The sequence below is a fragment of the Gordonia heveisoli genome (assembly GCF_030315745.1).
GTDB lineage: Bacteria > Actinomycetota > Actinomycetes > Mycobacteriales > Mycobacteriaceae > Gordonia.
The window spans coordinates 24944-38198 of record NZ_JASXSH010000023.1 but is presented as its reverse complement, the minus strand read 5'-3'; the positions used below and the strand labels follow the sequence as shown (position 1 = coordinate 38198).

General features: G+C 65.9%; 13 protein-coding genes and 2 tRNA genes. 8 read left to right on the top strand and 7 right to left on the bottom strand.

What is annotated here, in order from left to right; genetic code table 11:
* The first annotated feature begins 20 nt into the window (after positions 1-20).
* From orn to QSJ18_RS17360, 6 genes are all read left to right on the top strand, one after another.
* On the top strand, positions 21-620 hold the full coding sequence (gene orn, locus QSJ18_RS17385) for an oligoribonuclease (protein WP_286327883.1): 600 nt from the start codon (positions 21-23) through the stop codon (positions 618-620).
* A 104-nt stretch (positions 621-724) separates the two neighbouring features.
* A tRNA-His gene (locus tag QSJ18_RS17380) sits at positions 725-797 on the top strand.
* 141 nt (positions 798-938) lie between these two features.
* A complete protein-coding gene (locus tag QSJ18_RS17375) occupies positions 939-1193 on the top strand; it encodes a hypothetical protein (RefSeq protein WP_286327882.1) in 255 nt (84 codons plus the stop codon).
* 274 nt (positions 1194-1467) lie between these two features.
* A complete protein-coding gene (locus QSJ18_RS17370) occupies positions 1468-2943 on the top strand; it encodes a flavin monoamine oxidase family protein (RefSeq protein WP_286327881.1) in 1476 nt (491 codons plus the stop codon).
* 2 nt (positions 2944-2945) lie between these two features.
* Positions 2946-3575, top strand: coding sequence for a TetR/AcrR family transcriptional regulator (locus tag QSJ18_RS17365; RefSeq protein WP_286327913.1), 630 nt, complete (start codon positions 2946-2948; stop codon positions 3573-3575).
* 28 nt (positions 3576-3603) lie between these two features.
* Positions 3604-5637 (top strand): neutral/alkaline ceramidase, encoded by a 2034-nt coding sequence (locus QSJ18_RS17360; RefSeq protein ID WP_286327880.1) that lies wholly within the window; start codon positions 3604-3606, stop codon positions 5635-5637.
* Positions 5638-5656: 19 nt separating this feature from the next.
* Here the strand turns inward: QSJ18_RS17360 and QSJ18_RS17355 are convergent, their stop codons facing one another.
* From QSJ18_RS17355 to QSJ18_RS17330, 6 genes are all read right to left on the bottom strand, one after another.
* Entirely contained in the window at positions 5657-7165 is a 1509-nt protein-coding gene (locus QSJ18_RS17355; RefSeq protein WP_286327879.1) for a DUF4185 domain-containing protein, read from the bottom strand.
* A gap of 135 nt (positions 7166-7300) precedes the next feature.
* Positions 7301-8443, bottom strand: a complete 1143-nt coding sequence (locus QSJ18_RS17350) for an acyl-CoA dehydrogenase family protein (protein WP_286327878.1) — start codon at positions 8441-8443, stop codon at positions 7301-7303.
* Positions 8444-8545: 102 nt separating this feature from the next.
* Complete coding sequence (locus QSJ18_RS17345; RefSeq protein WP_286327912.1) at positions 8546-9769, bottom strand: L,D-transpeptidase; 1224 nt, start codon at positions 9767-9769, stop codon at positions 8546-8548.
* A gap of 217 nt (positions 9770-9986) precedes the next feature.
* Positions 9987-10062 (bottom strand) — tRNA-Lys (locus QSJ18_RS17340).
* A 66-nt stretch (positions 10063-10128) separates the two neighbouring features.
* Positions 10129-11337 (bottom strand): L,D-transpeptidase, encoded by a 1209-nt coding sequence (locus QSJ18_RS17335; RefSeq protein ID WP_462476109.1) that lies wholly within the window; start codon positions 11335-11337, stop codon positions 10129-10131.
* Complete coding sequence (locus QSJ18_RS17330) at positions 11334-11555, bottom strand: DUF3618 domain-containing protein (protein WP_286327877.1); 222 nt, start codon at positions 11553-11555, stop codon at positions 11334-11336. Before QSJ18_RS17330 ends, QSJ18_RS17335 begins: the two co-directional genes overlap by 4 nt.
* Positions 11556-11720: 165 nt before the next feature.
* On the opposite strand from QSJ18_RS17330, the gene bcp reads away from it, so the two are divergent.
* Both bcp and QSJ18_RS17320 read left to right on the top strand, forming a co-directional pair.
* Positions 11721-12194, top strand: a complete 474-nt coding sequence (bcp, locus tag QSJ18_RS17325) for a thioredoxin-dependent thiol peroxidase (protein ID WP_286327876.1) — start codon at positions 11721-11723, stop codon at positions 12192-12194.
* A 10-nt stretch (positions 12195-12204) separates the two neighbouring features.
* Entirely contained in the window at positions 12205-12837 is a 633-nt protein-coding gene (locus QSJ18_RS17320; protein WP_286327875.1) for a TetR family transcriptional regulator, read from the top strand.
* 9 nt (positions 12838-12846) lie between these two features.
* Here the strand turns inward: QSJ18_RS17320 and acpS are convergent, their stop codons facing one another.
* On the bottom strand, positions 12847-13239 hold the full coding sequence (gene acpS, locus QSJ18_RS17315) for a holo-ACP synthase AcpS (protein ID WP_286327874.1): 393 nt from the start codon (positions 13237-13239) through the stop codon (positions 12847-12849).
* Positions 13240-13255 lie beyond the last annotated feature (16 nt).

The window sequence follows — 13255 nt, the reverse complement described above, 5'->3', positions numbered from 1 at the left end:
TGGTTGGCTAAGGTTGTTGGGTGCAGGACAAACTGGTGTGGATCGACTGTGAGATGACCGGACTCTCCCTGGAGTCGGACAAACTGATCGAGATCGCGGCGCTCGTCACCGACGGTGATCTCAACATTCTCGGTGATGGCGTGGACATCGTGATCCACGCCGACGACGACGCGCTGGCCAACATGCCCGACGTGGTGACCAAGATGCACGCGTCGTCGGGGCTCACCGAAGAGGTGCGCGCCTCGACGGTCACCCTGGCCGAAGCCGAGAAACAGGTACTCGACTACATCCGCAAGCACGTGACCACACCCGGAGCCGTACCACTGGCCGGCAATTCCATCGCCACCGATCGCGGCTTCATCTCCCGGGACATGCCCGAACTCGACGCCTACCTGCACTACCGGATGGTCGACGTCAGCTCGATCAAGGAACTCAGCCGCCGCTGGTTCCCCCGCGTGTACTTCGGACAGCCGGAGAAGGGCCTGGCACACCGGGCACTCGCCGACATCCGCGAGTCGATCCGCGAGCTGCGCTACTACCGCGCCGCCGCATTCGTTCCCGCGCCCGGGCCTGACGTCGACGCACTCGCGCAAATCGTCAAGGACCTCGGGCCCGCCTGAACACGCTGGTCAGGAACCGATTGGAGTTCTGGCCCGGCAACCGGCTAAAGTATGAACCTGGCTCTGGGACCCAGCGAACATCACCTGGGTTTCCGACGCCAATGGTGGATGTAGTTCAGTTGGTAGAGCACCAGGTTGTGATCCTGGCTGTCGCGGGTTCGAGTCCCGTCATCCACCCCGATAACCGAAGGCGCCTCACCTGGACATATCCGGGTGAGGCGCCTTCGTTTTCGTACCCGCCCGTGCTCCCAGGGGTGTACGACACCCAGGATGATCTGGCCCTTCCTCCGGGCGCGCCACGGCTGCACCGTTGACGCCATGAGTACCGAACAACAGAGACAGATCACGCCGCGACGATCCGGTCGCGCACCCCGACGGTGGAAGCTGTGGCTGGTCACCGTATCCACCCTGTATCCGCTACTTCTCGCACTGTCGACGATCTCCGCACCGCTCGACCACGAATGGCCGACGGCGGCGCGTCTGGCCCTATTGGTGCCGATCGCGGTCGCACTGATGGTCTGGGTGATCAGCCCGTGGCAACAACGACGGTTCGGTAGCTGGATGTCCCGCTGACCGACGTCACCCCGGTCGCGTCGGACTGAAGTTTGAATGGGCTCGCGTCCGGCGACCGACGGTCGACATGGACGGCAACCCTTCGAGGTTCGGCCAACGCCTCGAAGGCCTCTGAGCAGTGCGGCCCGGAGTAATCTCCCCGTTTGCGAGACGTACGACACAGCCCGCTGTTACGGTGACGAAACTTCAGGTCAAATGACCTAAACAATGCCCGGGTAGCGTTCCAACCGTCATCAACCGCGGACGCCGTCCGCGTTCACGTCCGGGGGTAACCATGAGTAGCAACGTTTCTCGGCGCCGATTCTTGGCCGGTACCGCCGTCGCGGCCGGCGTCGCCGCAACGACGACCACACTGGGACGCGGACGCGCCGAGGCCGCACCCGCCGCCACCGTCGACGCGATCGTCGTCGGCGGTGGCCTGTCCGGCCTGGCTGCAGCGAAGTCGCTGGTCGCGGCGGGCGCGTCGGTGATCGTGTTGGAGGCGCGCGAACGCGCAGGCGGACGCGTCCACAACATCACATCGCCGCGTCTGGGCGCGACACTCGATGCCGGAGCCGAGTTCATCGGCCCGACACAGAACCACATCGGCGCACTCGCCCGCGAATACCGGGTACCGACCCTGCGCACCAACAACGCGGGCGACAGCATCTTCTTCAACAACGGCCACGCCCAGCGCATGTCGGCCGACCTGCCACTTCCGTTGGTCCCCGACCTCGTCGAGGCCGGGCCCGCACTGGCCCGGGCGCAAGCAGATGCACTTGCCGGATTCCCGGTCGGCGAACCCTGGAAGCACCCCAACGCGCGATACCTCGACTCGATCACCTGGGCGCAGTACACCGGCCAGATCGCCACCTCCCAGACCGCGCGCGAACTGTGCCAGGTCGCGATGTCGGCAGCCCTGTCGGCCCGCCCGGATGAGGTGTCGGCACTCTACTTCCTCAACTACATCGCGGCCTCTGGGGACGAGAACAACCCCGGCACCCTCATCCGGCTGCTCAGCACCGACGGCGGCGCCCAGGAAAAGCTGTTCGACGGTGGCGCCGCGCTCATCCCGCTGCGTATGGCCGCCGAACTGGGTACCCGGATCGTCTATCGTGCGCCGGTCCGAACCATCTCGTGGGATCGCAATCTGGCCACCGTCACCAGCGATGCGGGAACCTTCCGCGGACGGCGGGTGATCGTCGCGATGTCCCCCGCGATCAGCAGCCAGATCGATTACCGCCCAGGACTTCCCGCCGATCGGGTCGGTCTCTCCCGCGGCTATCACATGGGGGCGGTCGCCAAGTTCGCGGCGATCTACCCTCGACCGTTCTGGCGGGAGAAGGGCCTGTCCGGCCAGGTGTACGGCGATGGCCGCCCGATCGACGTGACCTTCGAGAGCTACGCCGAGAACCGGCACATCCTGATGGGATTCATCTCGGCCGACGCGATGCGCCGGCTCGATCACGCGCCGGAATCCCAGATCGTACGTGAATGCATCGCCAACTTCGTCGACTACTTCGGTCCCGAGGCCCGCAGTTTCCTCGATTACGGGATCTTCAAATGGGATCTCGAACCGTGGTCGCGCGGCGGTCCGGTCGCGGTCAGCACCCCCGGAACTCTGACCCGCTATGGCAGGGCGCTACGCGAGCCGGTCGGTCCGATCCACTGGGCCGGAACCGAAACCGCCGACTACTGGACCGGATATATGGACGGTGCCGTCCGATCCGGGAAGCGCGCCGCCGCCGAGGTACTCGGGGTCGGCCGGTGAGGATGCCGGTAGCCGAACGGCGTCGGCTGCTGCTGGACTCCGCGTTCCGGGTCATCGCGCGACACGGTGTAGACCGCGCCACCACCCGGGCAATCTGCGCCGAGGCCGGGGTGACGTTGTCGACCTTCCACTACGTCTTCGACTCACGGGAGGCCCTGCTGGCCGCCCTGGTCGAACTCGGTACCGAGATGGAACTGGGCGCCGTCGAGTCGGCGCTGGCCGAAGGTGTCAGCACTGAGGTCAGCGGCCGCGACGGGGTCGCGACCATGATCCGCATGGCACTGATCGCCTACATCGACGGCCTGGTCGCCGACCCCGACCGAGAACAGGCGATGATCTCGCTCAACCAATACGCCCGCCAGACCGACGGTCTGGCCGAGTTCGGCGCCCAGATGTATCGCAGGTACTACGCGGCCATCGGTGAAGCCCTCACCGCCTGCGCCGAACTGGCCGGGGTGAGCTGGGACCGGCCGGTCGTCGATCTGGCGCCGCTGGTGGTCGCCGCAACCGACGGAATCACCCTGTCCTACCTGAATATTCGCGACCGTCCCGTCTGCGTGACGATCGCCACCGCCACCGCCTCGCTGCTCGCACTGCACATCGTCGACGATGCGCGACCCAGCACCCGATAACGCCCCTTCTCGACCCAGCGGAGAAACCATGGACGTCACCCGTAGGACCGTGCTTCAGACTGCCGCCGCGACCGCGGTCGGAGGCGGGCTGGCCCTGACTCTCGGCTCACCCGCCGAAGCCGCCCCGCCCGCCGACAGCACCAGCTATCTCGTCGGCTGCGGTATCGCCGACATGACCGGAGCGGTCGCCGGGCAGGGCATGATGGGCTATTCGAATCCCGAACAGGTCGCCGCGGGCCTCCTCCAACGGTGCTGGTCGCGCGCCTACATCATCGTCGACCAGGCGACCGGCAAGCGGGTGGTGTTCGTGACCGCTGATATCGCCTGCCTGTTCCAGTCCCATCACATGGGGTTGATGCGTAAGTTGCGCAAGCGTTTCGGCGCCCTGTACACCGAAGCCAACGTCAACCTCAACGCCACGCACACGCACGCGTCCTGCGGCGGTACCGCGTGGGACTACGCCTACTCTCTCGCGGCCTTCGGTTTCAAGAAGAACTCCTACGACGCCGAATTGGAAGGGCTCTACCACTCGATCGTGCGAGCACACGAGGATCTCGCGCCCGGGACCATCTCCATCGGCCGCGACGAACTGCACAACGCGAGCGCCAACCGGTCCAAGGTGGCCTTCGACCGCAACCCCGGTTCGGACAAGCGACACTTCCCCACCGCCATCGACCCGCGCGTCACGGTCCTCAAACTTCAGCGCGGCGGGCGCGACGTCGGCGCGATCACCTGGTTCTCCACCCACGGCACGTCTCTCGCCGACCACAATGTGTTGATCGCGGGTGACAACAAGGGATACGCCAGCTACCGCTGGGAATCGGAGTCGCCGGGCCTGATCGCCGCGTTCCCGCAGACAAATTCAGGCGACATGACCCCGAATCTGGCACTGCGCGCCTTCGAACCCAGCGGTCCGACCCGCGACAACAAACGCAACTGCGAGATCATCGGCGAACGCCAGTATCAGGCAGGGCGGCGAGCGTTCGCCGATACCCGACCGATGACCCGTGGCGGGGTCGACGCGGTGACCCGCTACGTCGACATGTCGTCGGTACGGATCGACGGCGCCTTCACCCCGGAGGGCAAACCCGCGGCGACGACACCGGCGATGATGGGTGTGGCGGCGGCGGCCACGTCGAGTGAGGACAACTACGAACAGCCGCTACCGTTCCTGGTCGAGGGCACGACCAATCCGCTCGTCACCGCATTGGGCGGCGACCGCCGCCCGCCGGTGTCGCCGTGGATCCGGGATATGCAGGCGCCCAAGCTGATCGCCTTCCCGCTCGGGATCATGCCACCGTCACCGTGGATCCCGCAGGTGGTGCCGTTACAGATCATGCGGATCGGCGAGCTGGTGCTCGTCGCACTGCCCGCCGAGGTCACCATCGTCGCCGGCCTGCGTCTGCGGCAGGTCGTCGCCGATGCGTTGCGGGTCGGTATGGACAACGTTCTGGTGCAGGGATATTCGAACGCCTACACGCAGTATGTGACCACCCCGGAGGAATACGACTCGCAGCAGTACGAGGGCGGTGAGACCCAGTTCGGACGCTGGACCCTGTCTGCCTATATGCAGGAGTTCGCCGCCCTGGCCGGAGCGATGGCCGCCGGGCAACGACCCCCGCGCGGCCCGGCGCCATTGGACAAGTCCGGTTTCCAGCCCGACCTGGTCCCGCCCGTCCCGGCCGACCGGCCGATACCCGGCCACCGCTACGGCGACGTGCTGACCCAGCCGCGTGCCGGCTACCGGCCCGGCCAACTGGTCGCCGCCGAGTTCGTCGGCGCCCACCCGAACAACGACTTCCGGCACGGCAGTACCTATCTGCAGGTGCAGCGGCGCGACGCCGGCGGCTGGCGGACCATCGCCGACGACAACGACTGGTCCACCGTCTTCCACTGGTCGCGGCCCGCCGGATCGTCGGACACCTCGACGATCCGCATCACCTGGACGCCGCCGACCGGAACGTCGGGGACCTATCGGATCCGGTATCTCGGCAACAGCCGCGACGGTGGCGGCCACATCCGTGAGTTCGACGGCTTCTCCCGGTCGTTCACCGTCGGCTGACGCGCCGCGGGTGCCGACGTCAGTGCAGCCGGGCGCGCATGAGCGTCACGTTGTACTGCGCCCATGTCGACATGGTGAAGTACAGGTCGTCGGGGGTCGACCACGGATGCATGAACCCGCCGTAGAGCTGCGCGTTCTGGCCCTGTGAACGAACCAGATCCGTCGGCTCCGACCACAATCCCTGCGGATCACGTGCGGTGCGCATCACGATCGAGTTGCGCAGCACATCGAGGTAGGTCATCTGCCAGCGTTGCGCGGATTCGTCGAACCGCACCGAAAGCTCACCGGCCGGACCGGCGAACAGCACCGACGCGACATTGCCGTCACGTGCCGGAACCCACTTTCCGTCGCGCCAATACTGGTAGGCGGTCTTGTTGAGCACCTCGGTCGCAGGCACCCGCGCCAGGCCGACCGAACCGACCCGGGAGTTGGGCGTACCGAACATGTAGACGTGATCGCCTCGGCGCACCATCGACGCGACCTGAAACTGACTGGTGCCGAACATGTTGTCCCAGCGGGCATAGGGATCACGCGTCCACGTCGAACCGCCGTCGTCGGAATAGGCAAGGCCACCGTGATTGGTCAGCCAGACCCCGGGTACCACCGACCAGCGGCGCACCGACATATAGCTCAGATACTGGCGGTTACCGACGGTGAAGCCCGACGTCGGGATGGTGGTCATCTCGTAGAAGTCGATATGGCGCGAGTCGAGGATCTGCACCGCGTGGCAGCGACTGTCCTGGACCATGGTGTCGATCGACAGACCGTCGGACAGGTCACGGTCGCGCGAGAATCCGAGTACGTTGCTGCGCCAGTCGCCACCGTTGGCGCCCGGCGGCTTGAATCCCTTGCCGAAGGTGTCGCCGAAGACGATGGCGACCTGTCCTGGCGCCGACTCCCACATGATGCCGAGGTCGGTGCCCATGACCTGCCATCGCTTGTCCGTACGACTCGTCGACCCCTTGCCGGTGAGCGTCGCGACCGCCTCTACCCGGCCGACGCGCGGCGCAGCAGGTTTGGGTGCCACCGGCGCCGTCTCCACCACCGGATGCGCCCGCGGCGGCGGTGGCGGAAATGTCGGCGGATGCGGGTTGGGCACCGGGTAGGGAATGTTGATCGGTTTGGGGTCGAACTCGATCTTCGGGAACTCGATACTCAACGCGGGACCGTCCGACGGCTTCGGCGGTCGCGGATCGGTGATATCCGGGCAGGGATCCGTACACGGATCCGCCGGCGCCGCCTCCGACGGGATCCGGACCGGGGTGGGGCGCGGTGCGGGTTCGGGGACCGGCAGAAGTCGGGGATACGGGAGTGGAATCCCGATGCGATCGGGCAGAGTGGGGATCAGCTGGCGCGGATCCCACGGCCGCGGTGTCGGTTTGGGCGGCAGATCGCCGACGCAGCCCGAGCTGGGCAACCATTCACGCGGCGTGGCGGCAGATTCTGTCGGGGCCGCGAGGACCGCCGCGGCGAGCACGATGCCCACACAGGCGGGTGCCATCCATCGCACACCCGTCCGGCCCGCCATCGCCCGTCCCTCTCGCCCGCGTGACCAGCGGCCACATCGCCCGTGAATCTATCACCGGAGCCGTCCCCGGACCGCCGTTGACTCGGCGGTCCGGGGAGCAGCGCCGAGGACGTCACCGCCGGGCGCGCGTCACGATCACAGTGACCGCGCGATGATCTCCTTCATGATCTCGTTGGTGCCCGCGTAGATCTTCTGGACGCGTGCGTCGGCCCACATGCGCGCGATCGGGTACTCGTTCATGTATCCGTATCCGCCGAAGAGTTGCACGCACTCGTCGATGGCCACCATCGCACGCTCGCTGGTCCACCACTTGGCCATCGCCACGGTCGGGATGTCGAGCTCACCTGCGACGTGTTTGACGAGGCAGTCGTCGACGAATACCCGCGCGATCCGGGCCTCCGTCGCGATCTCGGCCAGTTTGAACTTGGTGTTCTGGAATCCGAACACCGGGCGACCGAAGGCGGTGCGGTCCTTCGTGTACGCGATCGTCTGCTCGAGCGCGGCCTCCATGGCGGCGACCGAGGCGACCCCGATGATCAGCCGCTCCTGCGGGAGTTGCTGCATCAGCTGGATGAAACCCTGCCCCTCCTCGGCGCCGAGCAGGTTCGCGGTGGGCACCCGCACACCTTCGAAGTACAGCTCGGAGGTGTCCTGACCGCGCTGCCCGACCTTGTCCAGGACGCGGCCGCGCCGGAAGCCGTCCCGGTCGCCTTCGACGAGGATCAGCGAGATGCCCTTGGCACCTTCGGCCGAGTCGGTCTTGGCCACCACGATGATGATGTCGGCCTGGCCACCGTTGGTGATGAAGGTCTTGGATCCGTCGATGACATATTCGTCGCCGTCCTTGACGGCCTTCGTCTTGACGTTCTGCAGATCCGAGCCGGTGCCGGGTTCGGTCATCGCGATCGCACCGACGGCCTCACCGGAGGCCATCTTGGGCAGCCAGGTCCGCTTCTGCTCTTCCGAGCCGTAGGACAGGATGTAGTGGGCGACGATGCCGCTGTGCAGGCTCGCGCCCCAGGCGGTGTCGGCGACCCGTGCCTGCTCCTCGATCAGCACGGCCTCGTGGGCGAAGTCTCCCCCGCCGCCGCCGTACTCCTCCGGAATCGAGATGCACAGCAGACCGAGTTCACCGGCCTTGTTCCACAGGTCACGATCCACATGGTGCTGATCGATGAACTTCTCGATGTTGGGCTTGATCTCTTTCTCGCAGAAGCTGCGAGCCAGATCGCGCAGAGCGGTCAGGTCGTCGTTTTCCCAGGCGGAACGAACGGGCATGCGGTGCACCTCGATGGTCGGCTGACTAATGTCAGCCGAGATCGTAACAGTGCTCAATGGCAGAATGTAATCGGCGCCACGGATGCGCCGCACCTCACGGCATCAGCCGTCGGCGTTGCCCTTCTTCCACTTCGCCCAGTCGATATTCCAGTCACCGAGGCCATCGGTGACCGGCAGGGTGCCGCCATCGGTGTTGCGGACCACCACCGGATCGCCGCGCAGCGTGTTCTGCATGACCCACAGCGCGTTGTCCGGGCTCAGATTGAGGCAGCCGTGGCTCGTGTTGGTGTTGCCCTGCGCCCACACCGACCAGGGAGCCGAATGGAAGAAGATCCCGCTGTAGGACATCCGGGTGGCGTAGTCGACCGGGGTCCGATAGCCGTCAGCGGAGTTGATCGGGACACCATAGGTCGACGAGTCCATGATGATGTGCTCGTGCTTGTCCGAGACGAGGTAAATCCCGTTGTCGGTCTCGGCGCCCGGCTTACCCATCGAGGTGGGCATGGTCTTGATCACCTTGCCGTCGCGCTTGAACACGACCTGCTTGGTGTGATCGTCGGCGGTGATGATCATCGACCGTCCGATGGTGAACTCGCGCTTGACGTTCTCCTGGCCGAACAGTCCGTCACCGAGATCGATGCCCTCGGTGTTGACCTCGACCTTGACCTTGGTGCCGGTCTTCCAGAACTTCTCGGGACGCCAGCGAACCTCGGTGTCACTGATCCAGTAGAAGGCGCCGTCGACGGCCGGCTCGGTCTTGATCCGGATGGCCCGCTCGGCGGCCTTGCGATCGGGAATCGACTCGTCGAACTTGACCGCGACCGGCTGCCCGACGCCGACGATGCGATCCTCGACAGTCGGCGTGACATAGGCCTGGGTGAGGTTGTTCGGCGCGCTGGTGGTGAACGTGACCTGCTTGACGCTGGTACCACCGACGCCCCGGGCCTCGGCGACGAGCGTGTAGCTCTTGTTGTAGCCGAGCGGCTCGCGCTTGACCCACTGTGTGCCGTCCTCGCTGAGCTCACCGCGGACGGGCTCGCCGTTGGACTTCTTGATCACGACGCTGCTGATCGCCCCGTCGGAGGCCTGCACGGTGATCGGTGCCCCGGGCTGTACTCCGACCGCCTTGTCGTGCAGCGGACCCTGGCCCTCGCCGAAGATCGAGAAGTCGAGGCCCGGCTGCAGCAGGTCGTCGATGAGGTTCGCGCTCTGAACGTTGGTGGGGTACTTGGGTTCCTGCGACGAGCAGGACGTCACCAATCCGACCACAGCGAGAACCGCGGCTCCAGCCAACACCGATCCGCGCCGGGCTCGTCCGATCACCATCATTCTCCCACCTCGATCCGACCCCGAAGCCACCTCGGAATCCACGAACTTCCCGGACTCCCGGGAATGCCGACCGCACCTATCGCCACAGTGTACGAGACACCGGGTTTACCCGATTTGTCGATGTCCGTCGTTCGGCTGGTTCACGCCCATCCCAGCGAATCGTTCGACACAGACGAGACAAGACGCCCCGCCGAAGCGGGGCGTCTTGTCTTGGTGGTGCGCCATCAGGGACTCGAACCCCGAACCCGCTGATTAAGAGTCAGCTGCTCTGCCAATTGAGCTAATGGCGCTTGTCGTTGCGAGAGAGAACGTTACATGACGACCCCCGCAGAAGTGAAATCGGCTGGTCAGGGGCGTTATTCGGCGTTGCCCCGCTGCCACGTCGACCACGGCACATTCCAGTCGCCGAGACCATCGTCACCCGGAAGAGGTGGGCCCACAGTGTTTTTCACGATCACAATGTCGCCGCGCAACGCCTTACCGAGGAACCAGGCCGCGTTGTCCGGGCTCACATTGAGGCAGCCGTTGCTGACGTCGGTGTTACCTTGGTCACCCACAGACCACGGGGCGGCGTGAACGTAAATGCCACTGAAGGAGATCCGGGTCGCGTCGTAGACGACCTCCCGATAGCCGCCGGCCGACTTCACCGGTACACCGTAGGTTGAGGAGTCCATGATCACGCTGGGATCGCGTTCGGCGACGATATACGTACCCGTATTGGTCGGCGAGGAGTCCTTGCCCATCGAGGTGGGCATCGTCCGCACGACCTTGCCGCCGACCCACACCGTGATCGTCTTGGTGTTGTCGTCCGCGATCGCCACGAATCGTCGACCAACCCGGAACGAGGTGTGCAGATCATTGGCCCCGTACACCCCATTGCCGAGCGAGATGCCCCGCAGCCGGGCGTCGACCGTCACCTTGGTCCCCGACGCCCAGAAGTGCTGTGGGCGCCAGCGCAGCATGCTGTCGTTGACCCAGTAGAAGGCGCCCGGCACGGGTGGATCGGTGCGAATCGTGATGGCCCGTTGGGCGGTGCGCTTGTCGACGACCGGCGAATCGAAGTTGATCATCACCGGCTGTCCGACGCCGACCGTCTCACCGTCGTCGGTGACCGAGGCGACACTCGCGAGCGAATCCGCAGACGCCGTCGAGAAGCGGAGCTGCCGGGCACCGTCACTGTCCACACCCCGCGCCACCGCGGTCAGCGTGTAGTCGGCGCCGTAGTCGAGTGTGCCGTCTGGCACCCACGACTGCCCGCCGTCACGAAGGTGCCCCGTCACGCGGCCGTCGGGTCCCGACAGTGCCACCGACGTCAGCCGACCGGCATGCGCTGCGACGACGATCGGCGCACCCGGCATGACGCCGACAGCCTCGTCGTTCATCGGTCGGTCACCCCAACCGGTGACGCTGATGGTCGGGTGCCCCAAGGTGTCGACGGCGGCGACGTTCCCGACCGAGTCGGGATAGGTGGGTTCGCTCGCACAGCCCGACAATACGGACAATGCGGCGATGAAGGCGGTGGCTGCGGTCGCGCCGCGGACAATGCGGCTGCGACCGGAGATCAACTGACGACCTTGCGGATCACCAGGATCAGCACGAGGGCACCCACACCGGCGATGGTGTATTTCACCGGCGGCTGCGACAGGGTCGCAATGGCCTTCGATTTGGCATCGTCGGCGAGCCGCTGCGGGTTGGCGCGAGCCGCGAGCTGATCGAGCGTCGCGGCGAGGTCCTCACGGGCCTTGGCGATGTCCTGCTCGATGCGTTCGGTATCCCCGGCCACGTGTTCCTCCCGGTGCTGGTCGACTGATGCAGGATGTCGCCCGGTGACCGTATCCGTCCCGAGGGACGGACGGCCGCGAACGACAACGTCTCGACTCTACGGCATCCATACCGTTGATCGGCGCGTAGCCACGGGCGCGGACGACGATCGACTAGCCTTGCGGTCATGGCAGAGACCACACGTTTGTCGGTGGGTGACAAGGCGCCGGCCTTCACCCTCCCCGATGCCGATTCGGCACCCGTCTCCCTGTCCGACTACGCCGGACGCAAGGTGATCGTGTACTTCTACCCCGCCGCTTCGACGCCGGGATGCACCAAGCAGGCCTGCGATTTCCGCGACAGCCTCGCCGAACTGGAGGGTGCGGGTATCGACGTCATCGGCATCTCACCGGACAAGCCCGAGAAGCTGCGGAAGTTCATCGACCAGGAAGGGCTGACCTTCCCGCTGCTCAGCGACCCGGAGAAGTCGGTCCTCACCGAGTGGGGAGCCTTCGGCGAGAAGAAGCTCTACGGCAAGATCGTCAACGGCGTGATCCGCTCCACCTTCCTCGTCGACGAAGACGGCACGATCGCACTCGCCCAGTACAACGTCCGGGCCACCGGACATGTGGCGAAGCTGCGGCGCGACCTGTCGGTGTGAGTGCACCTCGATGTCGGAGGTGATCGCCGAGCCGCTGGTCCCCCGCAAGCGGCCCACCCAGGAGCGCAGCAAGCGGAAGTTCGAGGGAATGCTCGTCGCCGCACGCGATCTGCTAATCGACGTCGGTTTCGAGTCGCTCACCTGTGAGGAGATCGCGGCCCGGGCCGAGGTGCCCATCGGGACGCTCTACCAGTACTTCGCGAACAAGTACGTGATCGTGTGCGAACTCGATCGTCAGGACACAGTCGACGTCCGAGAGGAATTGGCGGCCTTCGCCACCGAAGTGCCCTCCCTGGAGTGGCCCAGCCTGCTGGAGAAGTTTCTCGATCACCTTGCCGCGCTGTGGCGCACCGATCCGTCCCGGCGGGCGGTCTGGCTCGCGGTGCAGTCCACTCCGGCCACCCGGGCGACCGCCTCGCTCAACGAGCGGGTCCTGGCCGAACAGGTCGCACGCATCCTGGCGCCGCTGACACCATCCCAGTCGAGCCGACGGGAGATGATGGCGCAGGTCCTCGTCCACACCGCGTACTCGCTGCTCAGCTTTTCCGTGCAAGACGGCCACAACCACGACCGGACCGTATCCGAACTCAAGCGGATGCTGGCCGGCTATCTCCTGCTCGAGGAATCGACCAGCGACGACTAGTGCGACAAGCTAGCGGCCTTCGAGGATCGCCACCGCAGCCGCGGTGTCTCCGTCGTGGGTCAGCGAGATGTGCATCGTGGTGTCCGCCAACAACTCCCCGATCTCACCGGAAAGTCGGATAGCAGGACGACCCCAGTTGTCGGTGACGACCTCGATGTCGCTGTGCCGGATCAGCGGCAGCAACGGTGACCGCGCGAACCGGCTCACCGACCATGCCTTGATCACCGCTTCCTTCGCCGCCCAGCGAGCCGCGAGATGCCGCGCGTCATCGCCGGTTCCGGCCGCCGAGTCCCGACGTTCGCCGACCGTGAAGCGGTCGGCGAACGTCGTTCCCGGCTGTTTGAGCTGCTCGCCGAACTCCGGGATCGAGACGATGTCGATCCCCACACCCAGCACGCTCACCGACGTATCCTCCGTG